A 20,134-nucleotide genomic window follows, 5' to 3' on the forward strand; every position below is an offset into this window, starting at 1 on the left:
CATCATGCAACGCTCTTTCGCTTATTGCCTATTGTCGGCCATCAGCCTGCTGCCTTTATCGGCGTATGCGGCCAACACGCTGGATTCGGAGTTCTACGATGGCGAACAAGAACTCTACGAAGCTGCTCAGGAAGAGGGGTTGGTTGTATCGTTTGATACCGGCCCAACTTGGGCCAACTGGCAAAGCCAATTCAATCGTTTCACAGAGCGCTACCCCGGCGTTCAGATTGTCTTTAACGACCTGGGCTCGGGTGCCACCGTGGTCGCATTGGAGCAGGCCCGCAACCGCCCCCAGGCCGATACCGCCTACTACTACGCTTCTTCCGCCATTAATGCCTATGAAAAAGAGCTGCTAAGCCCCTTTACTCCCATCAATTTCGACAGCATTCCCGATGTCTTCAAAGCAGACGCGGGTGAGTGGTTCACGATCCACTCCTTGAACGTGGCCTTTATCGTTAATACGCAGTTAGTCGATGAAGTACCGCAAAGCTGGGAAGACCTGCTCGATGAGCAGTACCGTAACAGCATTGTGTACCTTGACCCGCGCTCGACCGGGCAAGGCCAAGTCCTAACTCTGGCGGCCAATTATGCGATGGGGGGCGATCTCGATAATTTAACGCCGGGCATCGATTATCTCGCGGAGTTGAGCCGCATCGGTAATGTTGCCCGTGTGGTTGGTACCACGCCCTATGCGCAGTTCGTGCGCGGTGAAATTCCTATCTGGATCGGCTATGAAAACGACGGTCTAAAAGCCAGCATTACCGATGGCATGGGCGACAACGCTGCGGTGGTGATCCCTGAAGAGGCTTCAGTGGCAGCGCCGTATGCTATTTCGCTGGTTAAGAACGGGCCAAACCCTAATGCCGGGCGCTTGTGGCTGAACTATGTGATGTCGGACGAGGGTCAACGTACCTTTGCGGAAGGATTTGTTCGCCCTGTCAATGGAGATATCGAGCTGCCCGACACGCTGGTAGAGGCGCCGCAGATTCGCCCGTTGGATGTGCAAAAAGCGTCAAGCATTAGCGCTGACCTCAGCCACCAGTGGACTCAGCACGTCCTTAATCAATAAGGCCACGCCATGCCTCGCCTGCGCTTTTTTAGCGTTTTGCCGCTGGTTCTACCCAGCGGCATTATTTACACGCTGTTTTTTATGGTGCCGCTGACACTGCTGATCATTGCAGCGCTTGAGTCACCTTTGATCACGGGTGCTCGTCTTCTTGACGAAGGGCTGGTGTTTAAAAGCTTAATAACCAGCGTTGCTTTATCAATGAGCACTGCGCTCTTGTCGGTCATCGTTGGTGTCGTGATTGCCGAGTTTCTCTATCATCAGCCGGAACGGCGACGCTTTTTTCTTCTCTGGCTGATCTCTCTCCCGCTGATTTTCAGCGGCTTGATTGTGGCATATGGTTTTATCCTCTTGTTGGGGCGGGCAGGCTTTATCACCCTGTCCCTGGCATCGCTGGGCGTAGACCCGGCATGGTTTGGCCGCTTTGTGTATACCCCACAGGGATTGGTGTTGGTGTATGCCTACTTCTTGGTACCCCGCGTGGTGTTACTGATGCTACCGGTGGTTCAAGGGCTTGACCGCCGCCAGCTGGTGATGGCCGAAAGCTTTGGTGCCTCTCGGTGGCAGCAAATTCGTGACGTGTACCTACCGCCGTTACTGCCTGCGTTGATCTCCTCCTGGAGCCCTTGTGCTGCCGTAGCTTTTGGCGCCTATGGTACGGCCCTGGCGCTTACCGGTTCACAGATCAACCTGCTACCGCTCCTGCTTTACAGCAATATTTCCGACGCAGGGTCTGATATGGCTTCTGTTGCTCTTCTTGCGCTGCTAATGATGTGTTGCTGCTTGTTGCTAACCCTTCCCGGCGAATGGATTCGTCGACGTTCTCAGCATCGATAGCGCTTGCGGGGCAACGAATTTGCCCCGCTCTATATTCGATGAGCGCTAGTATTTGATGCTAGGCTACAGTGCCCTGCATTCAGATATCCGCCATGACCCAAACACCCGCCCAAACGCTCTCCGTCAGCCAACTCAACCAGCGCGCCAAGCAGACCCTTGAGCGCGATGTGGGCGAGGTGTGGGTGGAGGGCGAACTCTCTAATGTCTCACGCCCGGCGTCGGGGCATGTCTATTTCACGTTGAAGGATGACCGAGCGCAGATCCGCTGCGCGCTGTTTCGTCAGCGGGCGCGGTTTGTTTCGGCGCCGATGCGCGACGGTGATCAGGTCAAGCTGCGCGGGCGGGTGTCGCTGTTCGAGCCCCGCGGCGACTACCAACTAATTGCCGATGCTGTGCAGGCGGCAGGCCTGGGGGAACTGCTGGCGGCGTTTGAGCGCTTAAAAGCGCAGTTGGAAGGCGAAGGCGTGTTTGCCAATGCCCGGCCGCTGCCCTTCCCACCCCGTAAGCTGCTGATTTTGAGCTCCGCCACCGGGGCAGCCATTCGTGATGTGCTGGCGGTGCTGGAAGCGCGCTGGCCACTGGCGGACGTGACGTTGATTCCGGTGCCCGTTCAAGGTGCCGAAGCCGCCCCGGCGATGATTTCAGCGCTGGCGCTGCTTAACCGTCAGGCGCGGCTAGACCCTGAGCGGGACGTGATTCTGATCACTCGCGGTGGCGGTAGCCTGGAAGACCTCTGGGCGTTCAATAACGAACACTTGGCGCGGGCGATTTTTCACTCCCGGCTACCGGTGATGTCGGCGGTAGGCCACGAGGTGGATATCACCCTGGCGGATTTTGCCGCAGACATGCGCGCGCCCACCCCATCGGCCGCCGCCGAACGCTTGGTTCCCGACCAACACACCCTTAAGCGCCAGCTTGAACATCAACACAGCCGTTTGCAGAGGGCGATGCAGGCCCGCCTGGAGCGCGACAGCCAGCGGCTGGATACCCTGCGCGCCAAGCTGCGCCACCCCGGCGAACAGCTCAACCGTCAGCGCCAGCACTTAACCGCCCTTGATCAGCGCTTGAATCGCGCCATGCAGTTAACGCTCGGCCAGCAGAAAGCCCAGGTGACACAGCTGAGCAGGCGCTTGGCCAGCCAGGATATGGCGCGGTTGCATCGCGCAGAAAGCGAACGCGTGAGCCAGTTACAGCGCCGTTTGGGGAGTGCGATGCAGCGCCAGTTGGAGAGCCGACAGGCACGCTTGAAAGCCGCCGCACGGGAGTTAAACGCGGTCAGCCCGCTAGCGGTGCTGGGGCGTGGCTATGCAATTGCCCAGGATGAGCAGGGGCAGATCATTCGCCGCGCGGAAGATACCCAGCCCGGCCAGAAGCTGAAACTGAAGCTAGGTGAAGGCAGGCTAAGCGTGGAAGTTAAGCGGCGTTTAAAGTCCGGGGGTTAAAGACCTAAGTTAAATGGCCGATATCTTCTAACAATGAGGAGAGGATACCGCCATGAAGATTGGATTTTCGTCTTTTACACTAATTAATCAGCGCCAAGATAAGCCGCAGTTTTTAACGCCTACCCGCGTCGCCCCCCAAAAGAGCGAGTCTGCTGAAGACGACCCGTTCACAAAGCGTCTTAAAAAGCAGCAGGAAGCGCTGGAAAGCTTGGCGTCGCTGCCTACGCCAAAGGAAGCCTCCCAGCAGCAGGCCACCGATAAAGTGGGCTTCCTGCGTCAGCGGATTGAAATGCTGAAAGCCATGATGGCCTTCGCCTCTCCTGAACAGCTTAAAAACATGGCCAAGGAGCTCAAGAGCATCGCCCGTGAGCTTGCCGGTGCGGCTAAGCTACTGAACAATCAAGGTGGCGGTGGTGCTGGCATGACCGCAATCCCGTCCGTGGTTGCAACGCCAGCAGTTCCCACGACAGCAGCTCAACCGGCCGAGGCCCAAGCCAACGGGGCCGACTCAGCCGCGGCCCAGGCGGGTGGCGATGAGAGCGCCCAGGTAACGGTTTCCAGTGACGCGCAGCAAGCCGAAGCCAGTGCGGAAACAGCCGAAGATGATGCTAAAAAGGCTGCTGAGCAAGAGGCCGAGAAGGCAGCGGGCGAGCCTGAAGGCGATGAATCCACCGAGCTCGGCGTATTACCAAGCCTACCCAATCTCATTCAGAATGAAGACAACCGCTCGAAATCCAATGGCCCCAGCGCTAGTGAACACGCACTACGCGGCGTACTGACTGACGCCCAAAAAGCGCTGCGCGAAGCAGTTAACGAACTTAAGGTTCGGCTGAATGAAGAAGATAAAGAAGCTCGTCGTGAGCTAAAGAAAGCTGAAGACATAATGGAAAAGACTGATCGAGCGGTTGCAGCATCCACTTCTGACGCCCTCTACTCCTCATTGGGTCAGTTGCTGCCTACCTCGCTAGGTGACGTTGCCGTATCAACGTCCTCTATTAACATAGAGGTTTAACACTGACAGAAAAGGCGCTACCGGAAGTAGCGCCTTTATTGTTTAGCGTTGGCCTAAACAATTCTGCATAGAAACAATGTTGCATAGCTTATTTCTTGGTATCCCTGCCTGACTTTTTATCGTCATCGGACTCCGGGTTTACATGATGAGTATCCGGCATCGGATTGGCCTCATCATGGTGGTCATCCTTCTCTTTAGGGGCTTTCTGGTCTTTATCGGGAACTTGAGTCATCGCTTCTTCCTTACCGTAGTGGGTGAGCGAAAGAGTGGGAGGCGTTCGTGGTGCCTCCTATCCCTGGCTGACTTAACTGTAGCCCTTCCCCTTCAACTTGCAATTCACCCTCATAAGCACCCACGACATAACTGCAATTAAACAATATTTAAAACAAACACTTAAAACAAGTAAATAGCTTTATAGCAGCTACATTAGCAATATTGATAGCATCAATAACCTGCCACTATCATTTCTCTGCATGACCAACCGTTTTATTGCTCAGCGTTCGCTTCCTGGTTTGCCGTTGTTACTACCTTGGTCTACGTTTACAGCGTGAAGGTACTCGAGGATACGAGGGCCTGAACAGTGGTTAGTAAGTGATGTTTTACGATAACTAACCGTATGTGCAAACCAAATTGTGCCAACAATGGAGTGACCGCACATGAGTGATCAACACCAACCACCCCAGCACCAGGATAAACAGCCTGGTGATGAATACGCCATGCGCCCGGAGCCCGAATACATCCGTGAAAGCTACCGGGGCGCCGATAAGTTACTGGACAAGGTCGCGATTATTACCGGTGGCGACAGCGGCATAGGGCGCTCAGTCGCCGTTCACTATGCCCGCGAAGGTGCTGACAGCGTGATCGTGCACCTTAAAGAAACCAAAGATGCGGAAGAGACCAAGCGGCTGGTGGAAGCCGAAGGCCGTCGCTGTTTGGTTTTGAAAGGCGATGTGGCAGCGCCAGCGTTTTGCCGTGAGATCGTCAAGCGCACCCTCGACCACTTCGGTAAGATCAATATCGTCATCAATAACGCCGCCGAGCAGTACGACTGGGACGACATTACCGAGATCCCCGATGATCAACTGCTGCGCACCTTCCAGACCAATATTTTCAGCCACTTCTATCTCACCAAATCAGCCCTGCCGCATCTCAGCGAAGGTGACACCATTATTGCCACATCATCGATCAATGCCTTTAAGGGCAACGACACGCTGATCGATTACACCGCCACCAAGGGCGCTATTCAGGGGCTGGTGCGTTCGTTGGCTATGTCGCTGATGGATCGTGGCATTCGCGTGAATGCCGTAGCGCCAGGGCCGGTATGGACCCCGCTGATTCCCGCCAGCTTTGAAGATGAGAAGGTAGCGTCATTCGGCGGCCAGGTGCCCATGAAACGCGCCGGGCAGCCCAGCGAAATGGGCCCTGCCTATGTCTATTTGGCCAGTGAGGAATCCTCCTACATGAGTGGCCAGACCATGCACCTGAATGGCGGCGTTATCTTAAATACCTAAGCGTTTCTTATATAAGATATAGCGCGCATTCCCGGGGTGGCTTTGAGCCACCCTTTTGTTGGAACACTGTGCATAAAATCACGGCAGCCCAAAATATTCCCGCTCGGGAATATTTAATCCTAATAACCCGACGAGACGACTGATAATTACCGCTCGGTAATTATCGAAGGATTTATCTGACAGTAATGTTGGGTCAATAAGCCTCGCTTCTCACTGCCGCCTGGGGATAGCCGTCGCATACGTATTGAGATGCGAGAGGTGTTCATCCGCTTGCTGCAAAGCGTCTAGCGTCTTAGGCCTATCGAATTCCGCCAATAAACTGCACAGCACTTCGGAGACGGCTAATGCCGGGGTTAGCGTGTGAAAAAAGCTATCGGTTTCCGTGGGGCATAGAATCGTCTGCGCTGACATCCCCACCAGCGGCGACACTTCACTATCGGTGATGGAAACAATCCCCACCCCCTTATCTTTTGCCAGTTGGGCCAGTTCCAGCGTCCCTGTTGCATAAGGTTTGATGGAGATAACGAGCAATACATCCTCAGATGTGGCACGAATTAGTCCATCTCCGCCGGTTCCCCCAGGCCCATCCAGGTGAACCGAGCGCTCGCCCAGCAGGGTCATCACGTAATGGAAATGCCAGGCAACGGCATGGCAGGAACGTAAACCCAGCACGTATACCTTTCTCGCTGATCTCAGCCTAGTGGCGGTGGCTTCCAGCTGCCGTAGTGAATCGGGCTCGCAGAGCTTAGCAAGCTGGGCACTCAGCCCTTGAAGCATATGCGAAGCGGTATCGCAGGCTCCCCTTTCACTGCCTTCATCTACCCGCTGGCGAACCTTGGCCGCAAAGCCATCGCTCCCCTGACGCAATGCCGCCGCATGCTGCGCCCGAAGTTCGTCGTACCCTGGCAACCCCAAGAATTTGGCAAGCCGTGTCATGGTGGCGGGTTGCACACCCGCTAGGCGCGCCACCTCGCGCATGGACACCAGCGCCACTTCCTCCGGATGCTCAAGCACGTAGCGAGCGGCCTGCTGCAGCTGCGCAGACATGGCATCGTACTGGGCAATAATCTGCTCTCTTAGGGAATCGCTCGGCTGCATAGTAGTTAGCTCTGTGAAGAAATAGTCGGTTGGCTCTGTGAACAAATGATTTTAATGTTTCACACTATATTTAAATGATTTATTTGTTGCAAACATCTTTGTGAATGTGCCAATCTCATTGTCATATGAATTACTCACCGTTTGATAATGAGGGAAAAGTCTATGACGCGTATTCTTCACCGCAGTATCGGCGCGCAGCTACCTCATGCTGCGTCGGCACAGGGCGTCTATATCACGGATACCACGGGGCGCCGCTATCTGGATGGCTCGGGAGGCGCTGCGGTCACCAGCGTAGGACACGCCCATCCGGAAGTGCTCGCCGCCATGCGCGCGCAGATCGATAGCCTCTGTTACGCCCACACCTCATTTTTCACTACCGATGCCGCCGAAGCACTTGCCGAAAAGCTCGTGGATTTAGCCCCCGCAGGGCTGGATTACGTCTACTTGGTGTCGGGTGGGTCAGAAGCCGTCGAAGCGGCGCTGAAAATGGCCCGGCAGTACTTTGTAGAGATTAATCAGCCCCAGCGACGGCATATCATTGCCAGACGCCAGAGCTACCACGGCAATACCATCGGCGCGTTGGCAACCGGTGGCAATGCCATGCGGCGCCAGCAGTTTCAGCCCATCCTGCCAGAAACCCACCATGTATCGCCCTGCTATGCCTATCGCGACAAGGCCACCGATGAGACGCCCGAGACCTACGCGGCACGGCTTGCCGAGGAGCTTGAGGCAAAGATTCTCGAACTTGGCCCTGAAGAGGTAATGGCCTTCGTTGCCGAACCCGTCGTCGGTGCCACCTTAGGGGCGGTCGCTTCTGAGGCGGATTACTTCAAACGCGTACGTAGCATTTGCGATAAATACGGCGTACTGCTGATCCTCGACGAAGTGATGTGCGGCATGGGAAGAACCGGCACAGTCTTCGCCTGCGAACAAGATGGGGTAGTCCCGGATATCATCACGATCGCCAAGGGTTTGGGCGGCGGCTATCAGCCTATCGGCGCGGTGATGCTATCGGCCAACATCTACGCCAGTTTCGCCAATGGATCTGGGCTGTTTCAGCATGGACATACCTATTTGGGCCATCCTGTCGCCGCCGCGGCCGCCAACAAAGTGGTTGAGATCATTGCACGGCCGGAGACGCTGGCGAACGTCAATGCCATGGGCACGAGGTTACAGAGCGGCCTTGAAGCGGCGCTCGGCGCATCCCCCCATGTGGGCGATATTCGCGGCAGGGGCTTGTTTCGCGGTATCGAGATTGTCGCGGACAGGGAAAACAAAACACCTTTCGATCCGGCTAGAAAGATTTACGCCAAGATCAAGCGACAGGCCATGGCGCGTGGCCTGATCAGCTACCCGATGGGCGGCACTATTGATGGCATTTATGGCGACCATATCTTGCTGGCACCGCCCTATATCATTGCGCCTGACGAAGCAGACCTGATCATTGAGCGTATTGCCGGGGCCATAACCGCCGCCATCGCAGAGTGATGACACAATCAACAACGATCTGAATTACGACCTGAATAACTATCTGAACGGAGACCACCCATGCCCTCTTCTCCCTGCCCGCCTATTTCCGACGCCGACTGGCCTGAGGAGATCACTGATTTACGCGAGGGCTTTGCTGGCGCACTCAACGTTTACCGCACCATGGCCAATCACCCGGCCTTGCTTAGAGCTTGGGCGCCCTTGCGCCAACACGTTGTTAAGGAGAATGCGTTAGGCCCTGAACTGACCGAAGTGGTGATTTTACGCGCGGGTTTACGTATGGGCTCTGCCTACGAGTGGGCCCATCATGTTAGTCGTGCACTCGCCCTGGGATTCTCCGAACACCGGATCACTGCTATTCGCGGTACTCCCGAAGGCGTTGACGGTCTTATCGTCAACGCCGTGGATGCGTTATTCGATGAGCGCATGCTGGCCAAGGAGCAGGAAGCAGAACTTGCCGAGGCAATCGGGCGCAAGGCAGTGATCGACCTGATCGCCATGGTGGGTTTCTATTCGGTGCTCGGTTACCTGCTCAAAACCTACGACACACCGATTGACGACACTATTCAACAAGAAGCGCAAAAACAGCCGGAGCTGTTTTCGCTAATGCCGCGTTAAACCAGCTAATCCAGATCTGCTAATAAGCGAATTACGCTAATTGCTTAACCAACACCTTCGATTTACGGGCGTGATTGTAGGTTTCGCGTTTCAGCGGGGGTAGGTCTTCCAGGCTGGCGGCGCGGAAGCCGTGTTCCACAAACCAGTGGGCGGTGTGGGTCGTCAGCACGAAGATTTCAGTTAAACCGCGCTGGCGGGCGCGGCGCTCCATGGCCTCCACCAGGCGCTCGCCCCGCTCGCCACCGCGGTAGCTGTCGTGCACCGCCACGCAGGCGAGTTCGGCAATGCTGGTATCAGTAAATACATGCAGCGCGGCGCAGCCAATCACCATACCGTCGCGCTCGATCACCATGTAGTCATCGATTTCGTGCTCCAGGCGCTCTCTTGAACGCGCCACCAGCATACCTCGGCGCTCTAGCGGTTCCAGCAGTTCCAGCAAGCCCGCTACATCGTTGAGCGTGGCCGGGCGCAGCTGTTCGTAGCGGTGCTGGGTAATCATGGTGCCCACGCCGTCGCGGGTGAACAACTCACCCAGCAGGGCATCGTGGTTGCGCCAGGAAAGCAGGTGCGTGCGCGCCACGCCTTCCCGTGCGGCGGTGCAGGCGGCCTGTAAGTGGCGGGCTAGCTCGCTACCTGGCACTGCGGCGCTTAAACGCGGCTCGGCCTCCGCCGGGGAAAGCTGGCGCAGCAGCGCGCCCTGCTCATCTTCCAAGCCTTCGGATTCTCCAAGCAGAATCAGCTTGTCGGCCTTTAGCGCCACGGCGGCGTGCTGGGCGACTTCAGAAGCATCCAGATCAAACACCTCGCCGGTGCTGGAGAACCCCAGCGGCGGCAGCAGTACCAGCGAGCCTTTTTCCAGCAGGCCTTCAATGGCGCTGGCACGCACCCGGCGTACTTCGCCGCTGTGGTCGAAATCCACCCCTTCGCGCACGCCTAATGGCTTGGCGGTCACCAGGTTGCCGGAGATCACGCTCAATTCCACACCGTGCAGCGGCGTGCTGGGCAGGCCAAGGGAGAGCCGCGCTTCCAGCCATAGCCGCTGGTGGGCAGCTACCTGCTCAACGTGAGCCATCACCGCGCGATCCGCGACCCAGCGGCCATCGATGCGCGTGGGCTCTACGCCAGCGGCAGTCAACGCTTCATGCACCTGGGGGCGAATGCCGAACACGACAACCAAACGCACGCCCAGGGTATGCAGCAGCGCTAAATCCTGAATCAGTTGCTCCCCTCGGCCAGACGCCATGGCTTCGCCTTCAATTAAGATGACAAAGGTTCGCCCCCGGTGGGCATTGATGTAGGGGGAAGCGTTACGAAACCAATCAACAAAGGGGAAGCGCGTATCCAAGGGCCGCTCTCCGGCAGCAGGTGAAAGAAACAATCTCAAAAACAATCTCCAGTTACTTTACCAGAGCACGAAAAACAGCGGCACCTTCAAATGCAAATCTGCTCGATCTAATGCAGATAAACATGAAGATGCCGCTGTGATTTTATCGCTCAGATGCTTCTAAAGCCTTTCGAGCCTTGGCGTACTACGTTTACAAGTGCTGTTTATTATTCGTTAGCCGAACATGCCCTTGAACATAAAGAAGAACAGAATCGCCAGGCCAGCGCCTGCTGGCAGTGTGATCAGCCATGACATGGCAATCGTGCCGATGACCCGCAGGTTCAATGCCGCCATGCCGCGTGCCAGCCCCACCCCAAGAATCGCGCCGACCAGGGTGTGGGTGGTGGAAATCGGCAGGCCAGTGCCCGAGGCCAGCACCACCGTGGTGGCTGCCGCCAGGGTAGCGGCAAAGCCACGGCTGGGGGTCAGCTCTGTAATACCGGTGCCCACGGTAGCGATGACCTTATGGCCGTAGGTGACCAAGCCCACTACGATACCAGCTCCACCCAATACGAGTACCCACCAGGGCACCAGTGCGGAACCACCAATTTCACCGCCGGTTTGCACCACACTGATCACCGCTGCCAGCGGGCCAACCGCATTCGCCACATCGTTGGAGCCGTGGGCAAAGGCCATGGCACAGGCGGTGAAGATCATCAGCACGCCGAACACACGCTCAACGTTGGCATAGCCGAAGTGGTCGTTGGTATTGTGCTCGAACTTGATACGCCGCTGCATGATCAGGCCAATGCCCATAATCACCAGGCCCAGCAGGATCGACAGCAACAGGCTCTGATTGAAGGTTAGATCCAACCCCACATGAGATAACCCTTTGGTCAGCGTGACCATCGAAACGATGAAGCCCACCAGAAACACATAACCGGGTACGTAGCGTTTGGCGGCCGTGAACGGGTTGGCGTCCTCGAAAATCAGGTGGTGTACCGATTTAAACAGCACGAAACCGATGGTACCTGCCAACAAGGGGGAGACCACCCAACTGGCGGCAATCTTGCCTACCGCACCCCAGTCCACCGTAGCAGGGCCTAGCCCTGCAACCGCAAAGCCTACGATCGCGCCGACAATCGAGTGCGTCGTGGAAACCGGCCAGCCTTTCATGGAGGCCACCAGCAGCCATGTTCCCGCCGCCAGCAGTGCTGCCAGCATGCCGTAGACCAGCAATTGTGGGTCGTCCTGTAGCAGTTCGGGGTCGATAATACCTTTACGGATCGTATTGGTAACTTCGCCACCGGCTAGCCAGGCACCCAGGAATTCAAAAATGACCGCAATCAGGATAGCCTGTTTGATGGTGATCGCTTTCGACCCCACCGAGGTTCCCATGGCATTGGCCACGTCGTTGGCGCCAACGCCCCAGGCCATGAAAAAGCCAAACAAACAGGCCAGGATGATAAAAATTTCACCGTGCTGGGCAATAATCAGCATGAAAGTCCCCTTAGCGGGCAGTCAGGATCTGCAGACGGCTACCCACGCGCTCGGCGCGGTCGGATAGTTCGCCAACCCATTCAATGATCTTGTAGAGAAAGATCACGTCCACTGGCGGTAGCTGGCTCTCAAGCTTGAACAGCTGGCGGCGAATAGTGATCTGTTGGTCGTCGGCTTGGTGTTCGAGAGTGTGCAGCTCACGGATCATCTTCTGCATCACATCCGAGACATTTTTGCCAAAGCCGGACTCGAGCAGATCCTTGAGCTCTTCTAGCGCTTGACGCGCTTGCGCCACGCAGGCAACGCTGGTTCGAATGTAGTCGCGCATCGGCGCGGCCAGCTCATCCGGCACGCGCATTTTACGCCCCAGCATAATGCCGGTAATGTCACGCACCTTGTTGGCGATCTTGTCCTGCACGCTGATCAGATCAAGCAGATCGGAGCGCGACACCGGAAGAAACATGGTGTTGGGCAGGTTCAACCGTAGTTCTGTTTTCAGCGTATCGGCGTCATGCTCTAGGCGGGTGACGTTTTCGCGCAGCTCAGCCGCTTTGTCCCAGTCATCAACCAGGGTTGCTTCAAAAAACGGCAACAGCTGATCGGCACACTCATTCGTCTTGACGATATGGGCCAATAACGGCTGGAATGGCGAGCGGCCAAACATCGAAGAAAAAGGATTGGAGGTAACCATAATGCCTTTTAGCCTGTTTTCGGGGAGCCTGGAAATGGCGGCGCCAGTATAAAGAGTGCGCCTGCCGCCGTCATGAAAAGTTCACAAATGTAATCAAATATTCATTTAAATGTCACGATAACGAGGTGGCTAGCGTCATGAAAAGCCCAAACCCCATGGAAGTGGAACTTAAACTGGCCCTTGCCCCGACAGGGCCTGCGGCGCTGACTCAACACCCGTATCTCGCTTCACACGCCGTGCGTAAACAAACGTTGACCAATACCTACTTTGATACCCCTCAGGGTGATCTGGCGAAAGCACATATTGCGCTGCGACTTCGCCAGGTAGACGGCCAGGTGCTGCAAACGGTGAAAACCGCTGGCCAAGGTGGTGGCGGGCTTTCCCAGCGCGAAGAGTGGGAGTGGCAAGTGGCTGGTCCGCAGTTGGATCTCGCTTCAATTGCCAAACTCCCCCCTTTTCAAGGCGAACTTAGCGGTGTGCTAGATGCCCTCGCTCCCCAACTCAGCACCGATTTCACACGGCGTAGCTGGCAGCTAAAAGAGGGCGGACAAGGTCAGGAGAGTCATGTCGAGCTGGTATTGGATGAAGGCGAAATTATTAGCGGTGACTACCGCACGCCGATTCGCGAAGCAGAGCTCGAATTAAAAGGCGGCGAGCCTGAAGCTCTGTGGGCGCTGGCATTGACCCTTGCTGAACAGGTACCCCTGCGACCCTCGGACAGTAGCAAGGCGGCCCGTGGCAATGCGCTTAGTAGCCAACACTGGCCGCTCCCCGAAGCGCACTCCCCGGCAGAGTGGCTGCACCGTGCCACGCTGGCGCTGGACGCCTACCACGACAGCCAACAAGCCAGCTTTTTAAACGATGCCCAGCAGGCGCTGGCCACTCTCGCCGAACATCCCGAACTGGATGCCACCGCACGCGCTTATGCCCAGGCGCTGCCTGGCGCGCTCGATGCGGACGGCCAGCCCAATGCAGCCTACGGTAAAGCGGCGTTAGCGCTCGCCCATCGCTTGGCGTACCAAACCGCGCTACGCTAGGTCCTAGCGCACTTTTCAGGACGGCATTGAGGTCCACTTCAGGATGATGCAATGAATTTAAACTTAACCCCCGGCGCGGAAGGCCTACGCACCCGCCTGTTTCATATCATATTTGAGTCTGACACGCCGGGAGCAAAAGCTTTTGATATCGCCTTGATTGTGGCGATTCTACTCAGTGTTGCGGTCATTATGCTGGGCAGTATCGAGACTTATGCCGAGCGGTACGGCGACCTATTCTTCTATCTTGAGTGGGTCTTCACGCTATTGTTCAGCATTGAGCTGATCTTGCGCATTTACTGCCTGGAAAAGCCGACACTCTATTTAAGAAGCTTTTATGGCATCGTCGACTTAATCGCGATTTTGCCCATTTGGCTGGTACTACTGGTGCCCGGTGCACATGGTCTGGTGATTGTACGTTTGCTGCGGGTACTGCGCATTTTTCGTATTCTGCGCCTGATGGAGTTTGTCGGCGAGGCGCGTCTTTTAATGGATGCCCTTAAACGCAGCATGCGCCAGATATTGCTGTTTTTTAGCGCCATATTAATGGTGATTACCCTGTTCGCGGCGCTGATGTACACCATCGAATCCTCTGAGGCGGGCTTCACCAGTATTCCGATGTCGATGTACTGGGCCATTGTCAGCATGACCACCGTCGGCTATGGCGACATCGTCCCCGCTACTGCGCTGGGTAAATCGATTACGGTGGTACTCATGCTGCTCGGCTACTCGATCATTGCCGTGCCCACCGGGGTATTTTCCGCTCAGGTGATTCGCTCGATCCGTGAAGAGCGTTACTCCGAAGAAGCCTGCCCCGGCTGCGGTCACGAACGCCATGAAAAACGCGCCCGCTACTGCCTACGCTGCGGCACCTGGCTGGATGAAGACAGCGAAGACCCGCGCAAGAAGGACGACGACAAAACAGATGACGCTCAAGAAAATAGCCACGAGAGTGACGAAGACAAGAACTAAGACAAAAACACGCCCCAAGACAGCTAAACTAAATCGTCAAACAAAATAGCCAAATCTGGGGCGCGCAGCGTTTATTTAGTGCGGGATGGAGTGTTTGCTAACCGATCACTCCACTTCGTGCGGGGCTTCCCAGGCGTCTAACTCAGCCTCGCTCCAGGCACCGTAAGTAGCGTTGGGGAACACGATCCAATCGTTGCCAAAACGCTCGGCATTCTCTTCAACAAGCGCATGCTGCTGGTCAAGGTCGGCGCCCGCGAAGTCACCCGCGAAATCGTGAAGGGAATCACCCAGCTGCATCACCAGCGTGTGGTTATCCACCACTTCCGCGCGGCGTTCTGCCTTGGCAGGCCCCAGCAACATCACGCTTTGTTCAGAGACTTGGGGTAGCTCTAGCGCTTCCAAGGTGGCGATAGTGTCGGCCTCGTTCTCCTGGTAGCGATCAGAGACGTAAAAAATGGCCACGCCCTGCTCATCCGCGTAATCCAGGAACGCTTTGGCACCCGGCATCAAACGCGGTTCGCCTTCACGCTCCCAATGCTTCCATGTGTCCCAGGTGGTGTAGTCGTGGCACGCCTGCATGTCGCGAACCAACAGAGCGCTATTATCCAGCACCGTTTCATCCAGGTCGGTAATGATCGCCAAGTCGTCGCTACCACCATGCGCCTCAATCTGATCCTCAAGCCGATAGGTGGCGAGGGCAAAACCCTGACGCTGCAGAGCAGCGGCTTCAGCAGACTGCTGTTGATAGCGCAGGCCCATTGCATAGGCTTCCTGGGCACATATTTCTGCGTCATCACTATTTGCATGGCTGGTCAGCGGTAAAGCGGTGAGGCTGGCTAGAGCAGCAAGGGTGCAGAGGCGAGAAGGGAATGGCTTCGTCATTGAATGATCTCCTGGGCTAGGCGATCTCAAAAAGACGAGGCGATTCCTCGCCTTAAAGGATCACGATTTATTATCGAAAAGAACCGTTAGGATCATATTTTATTTTCATTGAACATTCAAATAATGAAAAATAGACAAATTCCCTGCTCATTAAAGCTAAAAGCAGGGATTTGCTCTGAAAAGTGTTTTTAGACGACGAAAGGAGAAATATCGCCGCGTCCTTCACGGATGATTTTCGGCGGCAGTTCGCGCAGGTCGATGACGCTGGTGGGGTCTAAATGGCAGGCGCCGCCGTCGATAATGGCATCCAGGTGGGCGCCAAAACGCTCGCGGATCTCTTCCGGGTCGTTCATGGGCAGGTCATCGCCCACCGGAATCAACGTTACGCTCATCAACGGCTCGCCTAATGCGGCCAGTAACGCGTGGGTAATGCGGTGATCCGGTACGCGCACGCCAATGGAGCGCCGCTTGGGATGCAGTAGCAGGCGCGGCACTTCTGAAGTGGCATCCAGAATATAAGTGTAAGGCCCTGGTGTATGGGCTTTCAGCAACCGGAACACATCGTTATCCACCTTGGCGTAGGTGCCAATTTCCGATAAATCAGAACACACCAAGGTGAAGTTGTGCTTATCGTCCAGTGAACGTATCCACTTGATCTTCTCAATGGCTTTCTTCTCACCCAGATGGCAGCCAAGGGCATAGCCCGAATCAGTGGGGTAAGCAACCACGCCGCCTTTACGAATGATCGCAATCGACTGATCGATGAGGCGTTTCTGAGGGTTTTCCGGGTGAATCTGAAAATATTGGCTCATTGGTAACTCCTGTCCGTAGGCACTGCCTATACAGCATAGCCGACTTGGCTTTTAACTGACCGGGCTTTGCAATGACCCGGCTGTGATTTAACCGACTGCCAGCAGGCCGGGTGACGCATCGCGCAGGTGCAGCAGCCGGGGATGCTGCCATATGGGGGGCGCCGCCGTGCGCGGCACCAGGCTCATGCTGCCGGGGGCCGCATGACTGCCGGGGAAGTGAAAATCGCTGCCCATAGAGGCGTAAAGGTCGCGCTCCACTAGCTGACGCGCCAGATCGCGGGTGCTATCCGGGTTCTGCTGGCCGCTGACCAGTTCAACCGCCTGGCCGCCCGCCGCTTGGAAGGTATCCATCAACAGGCCTCGCTTGCGCCGGGTTAAGCCGTGGCGCAGTGGATGGGCAATCACGGCCACACCACCGGAATCGACAATCCAGCTCACGGCTTCGCTGATTTCCGGCCAGTGGGCTTTAACATCGCCCTTTTTGCCGCTGCCCAGATAGCGCTTGAAGGCGCTGGCCCAGTCGGGCACCACGCCTTCCGCTACCAGCGCGCGGGCAAAGTCCGGGCGGCCTAGCGGGCGGTCACTGCCGGCGTGCAGGCGCGCTTTTTCCAGCGCGTTGGATAAACCGACTTTTTCCAGCCTTTCGGCGATCACTGCTGCACGCTGTATCCGAGCTTCACGCTGCTGAATCAGGCCTTCCACCATTGACCCCTGCAAGCCACCGGGCATCAACGCCACCACATGGATATTGACGCCCTGCCAGCGTGTGGATAACTCACAGCCGGGGATAAGACACAGCCCTGCTTGCTCCGCCGCGCGGCCCGCTTCTTCAATGCCGTCCATGGTATCGTGATCGGTGAGCGACATGTGCGTCAGCCCGCGTTCGGCACACAGGGTTACCAGCTCGGTGGGCGTTAACGCGCCATCGGAAGCGGTTGAGTGCATGTGCAAATCAACTGGGTAGCGCTGATCGGCATCAAAGGTAGTGGGAAGTCGAGGCATAAGCATGACGCCGTGTGGCCAGTTTGTCAGAATGCGCTTTTCAGCTGTGAATGAACCCTTCGCAATGGGTAAGATATGGTGCGCGCTTATGCCAGTGCGGTCAATTAACGGTCACTTTGCATCCTCGTCTTATCAAGGAGTTATACCCAAATGCTGTATGCCATTATGAGTGAAGATGTACCCAATAGCTTAGAGCGCCGCTTAGCGGCCCGGCCAGACCACTTGGTACGCCTGGAAGCGCTGCGCGATGAAGGCCGCCTGGTACTGGCTGGCCCTCACCCTGCCATCGACGCTGAAAATCCTGGTGATGCAGGCTTTTCCGGCAGCTTGGTGGTAGCGGAATTCGACAGCCTGGAAGACGCCAAGGCGTGGGCCGACGCTGACCCATACATTATTGCAGGGGTGTATGCCAAGGTAATTGTTAAGCCGTTCAAGAAAGTTATGCCTTGACGCCAATAGGCAAGTATGGAGGGTTCGTCGGCTTTTTCACAGAGCCTGTGGAAAACTCTGTGCAAACCCGGCGGACGCTTTGCGCTAAGCCAGAGATAACGCCAGCGCTAACAAATTGATCATTTTTTAACCACCTGTTCATCAATACGGATACCTGCGTGACCCAACGTTCAAACGCTTTGCCACCGCTTGCGGCATTAACGACGCCAACCCTTACCTGGAACGAGGGAGCCCCCCACGCAACAGCGTTTGATGACATCTATTTCACCCGTGGTGATGGGCGCGCAGAGACCGAGCATGTCTTTCTGGGTGCCAATCACCTCCCCGAACGCTTTGCCGCCTGGGAAGCCGCGCGGCCCTTTGTGATTGGCGAAACCGGCTTTGGCACCGGGCTCAATATGCTCTGCGCCTGGACCTGTTTTGAACAACATGCACCTTCTTCTGCACGACTGCACCTGTTATCCACAGAGAAGTTTCCCCTTGAGCTAGCTGCCCTTGAACAAGCATTAGCTAGCTGGCCCTCGCTGGCGACTTATGCACAGACGCTCTGCGGACAATGGCCCACCGCCGTTAGCGGTATTCACCGCCTGCACTTAACCGATCGCGTCACCCTTGATCTGCATTTCGGCGATACCACTGAGCGCCTGGAGCAGTTGGATGGTCAGGTCGACGCCTGGTTTTTAGACGGCTTTGCGCCGTCTAAAAACCCCGATATGTGGCAGCCTGAATTGTTTAACGCCATGGCCGCCCGTTCACGCCCCGGCGCGACTTTCGCCACTTTTACCTGCGCAGGCATCGTTAAGCGGGGCCTGAAAGCGGCGGGCTTTAACTGGAAGAAAGTGCCGGGCTATGGCCGCAAGCGGGAAATGCTAGCGGGCAGTATCGAAGCTCCACCAGCGGATCACCGCCGCCAGGCCACTCCCTGGTTTATCCCACCGCCTGCGACACCGGCCAAGCACGTTGTGATAGTCGGCGCCGGGTTGGCGGGAAGCAGCGTAGCGGCAGCGCTGGCACGGCGGGGCGTTAAGGTGACAGTGGTGGAGCGCGAAGCACCCGGTGCGGGCGGTTCGGGTAATCGCCAGGGCGCGCTATATGTAAAGCTTGCCGCCGAGACCAATCACCAAAGCCGGGTTTATCTTGCTGGGCTGTTGTACAGCCAGCGCTGGTTAACGCAGCAAAACTCCCCCCAAAGCTTATGGCAGCCCTGCGGCGTGGTGCAGTTGGCAAGCAGTGATAAAGAGGCACGCCGCCAGCAGCGTTTTATCGAGCAACACCCGCTGCCACCTGAAGTCGTCACGGGCATGGAGAACCCGACGTTAACCGAAACGGCGGCAATCACCGTCAGTGCACCTCACGGGCTTTATTATCCACAGGCAGGGTGGGTAAGGCCTAAGGCGCTGTGTGAGTACTTGCTTAGCCAACCAGGCATTAGCTTGCAGCAAGGCGACGTTAGCTCCCTTACCCAACTAGAAAACGGCTGGCAACTGAACTTGGCCGATGGCAGTACGTTGCGGGCGGATCAGGTGGTGATTGCCAGCGCGCATTTGGCTAACTGCTTTACGCAAACGGCGGAATTACCGCTACAGTCGGTGCGCGGCCAGATTAGCGAGCTAACGCTACCCAATGAGGTAGCGGGCCCTAAACGCGTCGTCTGTGCTGGCGGCTATGTGGCGCCCGCTTTAGAGGGTGTGCTGACCTTCGGGGCTAGCTTTGTACCCAACAATGCGACAACTGATGTGACGGATGACGACCATCAGCGCAATATCGATGAGCTGCGCCAGACGCTGCCCGCGTTGGTAAAGGCGTTGGAACAGGCAGGCATTGAGCTGAGCCCTGAGAACCTTAAGGGCCGTGCCGCCGTGCGTGCAGCAAGCCCCGACAAAACCCCTTACGCTGGGCCGGTGCCGGTGGCAGAAGCATGGCGAACGGATTATTCGCTGCTGAGCAAGGATGCCACCCGCGTGGCGGAGATACCTGGCAGGCACCATCCAGGCCTGTGGATATCCACCGCCCACGGCTCAAGGGGGCTCGCCAGCGCGCCGCTTTGTGCCGAGGTAATCGCCTCACGAATCTGCCATGAACCAATGCCACTGGAAGCGCCGCTGGTCGATCACTTACACCCAGGGCGGCGGATTATTAGTGCAATTATTCGTGGGCAGACTTAATAGACAAGCTTGAGATTGCCGCGTCGCTGCGCTCCTCGCAACGACATTTTTGGGTGGGCGCCTGGCTACAACATTCTTTTGCCATCGCGAGCGAAGCGCGGCGATCTCGGGTTTGCCTGCCAATGCCAGCAAAGATTGCTTCGTCGTTTCACTCTCGCCATGACACATTGGCTGGGCGCCTGGCTACAACATTCTTTTGTCATCGCGAGCGAAGCGCGGCGATCTCGGGT

The 20,134-nt window shown here is 56.6% G+C and carries 19 protein-coding genes; 11 read left to right on the forward strand and 8 right to left on the reverse strand.

The window, feature by feature from the left end; all coding sequences use genetic code 11:
• Positions 1–4: 4 nt before the first annotated feature.
• The 4 genes from HZS52_RS00110 (at position 5) to HZS52_RS00125 (ending at position 4,357) form a co-directional block, all read left to right on the forward strand.
• Positions 5–1,069, forward strand: a complete 1,065-nt coding sequence (locus HZS52_RS00110; RefSeq protein ID WP_152618889.1) for an extracellular solute-binding protein — start codon at positions 5–7, stop codon at positions 1,067–1,069.
• A gap of 9 nt (positions 1,070–1,078) precedes the next feature.
• On the forward strand, positions 1,079–1,903 hold the full coding sequence (locus HZS52_RS00115) for an ABC transporter permease (RefSeq protein ID WP_190373941.1): 825 nt from the start codon (positions 1,079–1,081) through the stop codon (positions 1,901–1,903).
• 92 nt (positions 1,904–1,995) lie between these two features.
• Positions 1,996–3,345, forward strand: coding sequence for an exodeoxyribonuclease VII large subunit (gene xseA, locus HZS52_RS00120; protein WP_190373942.1), 1,350 nt, complete (start codon positions 1,996–1,998; stop codon positions 3,343–3,345).
• 52 nt (positions 3,346–3,397) lie between these two features.
• Positions 3,398–4,357, forward strand: coding sequence for a hypothetical protein (locus tag HZS52_RS00125; protein WP_190373943.1), 960 nt, complete (start codon positions 3,398–3,400; stop codon positions 4,355–4,357).
• Between the two features lie 88 nt (positions 4,358–4,445).
• Here HZS52_RS00125 and HZS52_RS00130 read toward each other — a convergent pair whose 3' ends face one another.
• On the reverse strand, positions 4,446–4,589 hold the full coding sequence (locus HZS52_RS00130) for a hypothetical protein (protein ID WP_022519932.1): 144 nt from the start codon (positions 4,587–4,589) through the stop codon (positions 4,446–4,448).
• Positions 4,590–5,013: 424 nt separating this feature from the next.
• On the opposite strand from HZS52_RS00130, the gene HZS52_RS00135 reads away from it, so the two are divergent.
• Positions 5,014–5,868 (forward strand): SDR family oxidoreductase, encoded by an 855-nt coding sequence (locus HZS52_RS00135; RefSeq protein WP_088700682.1) that lies wholly within the window; start codon positions 5,014–5,016, stop codon positions 5,866–5,868.
• Positions 5,869–6,078: 210 nt separating this feature from the next.
• On the opposite strand, the gene HZS52_RS00140 is transcribed toward HZS52_RS00135, so the two are convergent.
• A complete protein-coding gene (locus HZS52_RS00140; RefSeq protein WP_190373944.1) occupies positions 6,079–6,966 on the reverse strand; it encodes a MurR/RpiR family transcriptional regulator in 888 nt (295 codons plus the stop codon).
• Between the two features lie 162 nt (positions 6,967–7,128).
• On the opposite strand from HZS52_RS00140, the gene HZS52_RS00145 reads away from it, so the two are divergent.
• Positions 7,129–8,454, forward strand: a complete 1,326-nt coding sequence (locus tag HZS52_RS00145) for an aspartate aminotransferase family protein (RefSeq protein ID WP_190373945.1) — start codon at positions 7,129–7,131, stop codon at positions 8,452–8,454.
• Between the two features lie 60 nt (positions 8,455–8,514).
• A complete protein-coding gene (locus tag HZS52_RS00150; protein ID WP_190373946.1) occupies positions 8,515–9,072 on the forward strand; it encodes a carboxymuconolactone decarboxylase family protein in 558 nt (185 codons plus the stop codon).
• Between the two features lie 31 nt (positions 9,073–9,103).
• Here HZS52_RS00150 and argA read toward each other — a convergent pair whose 3' ends face one another.
• The 3 genes from argA to HZS52_RS00165 all read right to left on the reverse strand — a co-directional run bounded on the left by argA (position 9,104) and on the right by HZS52_RS00165 (position 12,587).
• Complete coding sequence (gene argA / locus HZS52_RS00155; protein WP_161463348.1) at positions 9,104–10,417, reverse strand: amino-acid N-acetyltransferase; 1,314 nt, start codon at positions 10,415–10,417, stop codon at positions 9,104–9,106.
• Between the two features lie 213 nt (positions 10,418–10,630).
• Entirely contained in the window at positions 10,631–11,896 is a 1,266-nt protein-coding gene (locus HZS52_RS00160) for an inorganic phosphate transporter (protein WP_022519938.1), read from the reverse strand.
• Between the two features lie 10 nt (positions 11,897–11,906).
• A complete protein-coding gene (locus tag HZS52_RS00165) occupies positions 11,907–12,587 on the reverse strand; it encodes a TIGR00153 family protein (protein ID WP_009286796.1) in 681 nt (226 codons plus the stop codon).
• Between the two features lie 137 nt (positions 12,588–12,724).
• Here HZS52_RS00165 and HZS52_RS00170 point away from each other — a divergent pair, with 137 nt between their 5' ends.
• Both HZS52_RS00170 and HZS52_RS00175 read left to right on the forward strand, forming a co-directional pair.
• Complete coding sequence (locus HZS52_RS00170) at positions 12,725–13,624, forward strand: CYTH domain-containing protein (protein WP_159176107.1); 900 nt, start codon at positions 12,725–12,727, stop codon at positions 13,622–13,624.
• A 51-nt stretch (positions 13,625–13,675) separates the two neighbouring features.
• Positions 13,676–14,593: an ion transporter gene (locus tag HZS52_RS00175; protein WP_190373947.1), complete on the forward strand. Its 918-nt coding sequence runs from the start codon at positions 13,676–13,678 to the stop codon at positions 14,591–14,593.
• A 105-nt stretch (positions 14,594–14,698) separates the two neighbouring features.
• Here HZS52_RS00175 and HZS52_RS00180 read toward each other — a convergent pair whose 3' ends face one another.
• The 3 genes from HZS52_RS00180 to HZS52_RS00190 all read right to left on the reverse strand — a co-directional run bounded on the left by HZS52_RS00180 (position 14,699) and on the right by HZS52_RS00190 (position 17,295).
• Positions 14,699–15,475: a 5'-nucleotidase, lipoprotein e(P4) family gene (locus tag HZS52_RS00180; protein WP_022519942.1), complete on the reverse strand. Its 777-nt coding sequence runs from the start codon at positions 15,473–15,475 to the stop codon at positions 14,699–14,701.
• Positions 15,476–15,663: 188 nt separating this feature from the next.
• The gene (locus HZS52_RS00185) at positions 15,664–16,287 is read right to left on the reverse strand and encodes an L-threonylcarbamoyladenylate synthase (protein ID WP_190373948.1); all 624 of its coding nucleotides are present in this window, start codon (positions 16,285–16,287) and stop codon (positions 15,664–15,666) included.
• An 87-nt stretch (positions 16,288–16,374) separates the two neighbouring features.
• Positions 16,375–17,295, reverse strand: coding sequence for a PHP domain-containing protein (locus HZS52_RS00190; protein ID WP_190373949.1), 921 nt, complete (start codon positions 17,293–17,295; stop codon positions 16,375–16,377).
• Between the two features lie 144 nt (positions 17,296–17,439).
• Between HZS52_RS00190 and HZS52_RS00195 the strand changes: the two genes are divergently transcribed.
• Positions 17,440–17,739 carry a YciI family protein gene (locus tag HZS52_RS00195; RefSeq protein WP_190373950.1) on the forward strand — a complete coding sequence of 100 codons (300 nt, stop codon included), beginning with the start codon at positions 17,440–17,442 and terminating at the stop codon, positions 17,737–17,739.
• Positions 17,740–17,897: 158 nt separating this feature from the next.
• Positions 17,898–19,904 carry a bifunctional tRNA (5-methylaminomethyl-2-thiouridine)(34)-methyltransferase MnmC2/FAD-dependent 5-carboxymethylaminomethyl-2-thiouridine(34) oxidoreductase MnmC1 gene (gene mnmC / locus HZS52_RS00200; protein ID WP_190373951.1) on the forward strand — a complete coding sequence of 669 codons (2,007 nt, stop codon included), beginning with the start codon at positions 17,898–17,900 and terminating at the stop codon, positions 19,902–19,904.
• The last annotated feature ends 230 nt before the right edge of the window (positions 19,905–20,134 follow it).

The organism is Vreelandella titanicae, from assembly GCF_014697095.1.
In the GTDB taxonomy this organism is placed as follows: Bacteria; Pseudomonadota; Gammaproteobacteria; order Pseudomonadales; family Halomonadaceae; genus Vreelandella; species Vreelandella titanicae.

What these genes read in the sequence shown, in the direction of transcription:
- HZS52_RS00110 (WP_152618889.1), top strand. Translation starts at nt 5, where the DNA reads ATGCAACGCTCTTTCGCTTATTGCCTATTGTCGGCCATCAGCCTGCTG.
- HZS52_RS00115 (WP_190373941.1), top strand. Translation starts at nt 1,079, where the DNA reads ATGCCTCGCCTGCGCTTTTTTAGCGTTTTGCCGCTGGTTCTACCCAGC.
- xseA (WP_190373942.1), top strand. Translation starts at nt 1,996, where the DNA reads ATGACCCAAACACCCGCCCAAACGCTCTCCGTCAGCCAACTCAACCAG.
- HZS52_RS00125 (WP_190373943.1), top strand. Translation starts at nt 3,398, where the DNA reads ATGAAGATTGGATTTTCGTCTTTTACACTAATTAATCAGCGCCAAGAT.
- HZS52_RS00130 (WP_022519932.1), bottom strand. Translation starts at nt 4,589, where the DNA reads ATGACTCAAGTTCCCGATAAAGACCAGAAAGCCCCTAAAGAGAAGGAT.
- HZS52_RS00135 (WP_088700682.1), top strand. Translation starts at nt 5,014, where the DNA reads ATGAGTGATCAACACCAACCACCCCAGCACCAGGATAAACAGCCTGGT.
- HZS52_RS00140 (WP_190373944.1), bottom strand. Translation starts at nt 6,966, where the DNA reads ATGCAGCCGAGCGATTCCCTAAGAGAGCAGATTATTGCCCAGTACGAT.
- HZS52_RS00145 (WP_190373945.1), top strand. Translation starts at nt 7,129, where the DNA reads ATGACGCGTATTCTTCACCGCAGTATCGGCGCGCAGCTACCTCATGCT.
- HZS52_RS00150 (WP_190373946.1), top strand. Translation starts at nt 8,515, where the DNA reads ATGCCCTCTTCTCCCTGCCCGCCTATTTCCGACGCCGACTGGCCTGAG.
- HZS52_RS00160 (WP_022519938.1), bottom strand. Translation starts at nt 11,896, where the DNA reads ATGCTGATTATTGCCCAGCACGGTGAAATTTTTATCATCCTGGCCTGT.
- HZS52_RS00165 (WP_009286796.1), bottom strand. Translation starts at nt 12,587, where the DNA reads ATGGTTACCTCCAATCCTTTTTCTTCGATGTTTGGCCGCTCGCCATTC.
- HZS52_RS00170 (WP_159176107.1), top strand. Translation starts at nt 12,725, where the DNA reads ATGAAAAGCCCAAACCCCATGGAAGTGGAACTTAAACTGGCCCTTGCC.
- HZS52_RS00175 (WP_190373947.1), top strand. Translation starts at nt 13,676, where the DNA reads ATGAATTTAAACTTAACCCCCGGCGCGGAAGGCCTACGCACCCGCCTG.
- HZS52_RS00180 (WP_022519942.1), bottom strand. Translation starts at nt 15,475, where the DNA reads ATGACGAAGCCATTCCCTTCTCGCCTCTGCACCCTTGCTGCTCTAGCC.
- HZS52_RS00185 (WP_190373948.1), bottom strand. Translation starts at nt 16,287, where the DNA reads ATGAGCCAATATTTTCAGATTCACCCGGAAAACCCTCAGAAACGCCTC.
- HZS52_RS00190 (WP_190373949.1), bottom strand. Translation starts at nt 17,295, where the DNA reads ATGCTTATGCCTCGACTTCCCACTACCTTTGATGCCGATCAGCGCTAC.
- HZS52_RS00195 (WP_190373950.1), top strand. Translation starts at nt 17,440, where the DNA reads ATGCTGTATGCCATTATGAGTGAAGATGTACCCAATAGCTTAGAGCGC.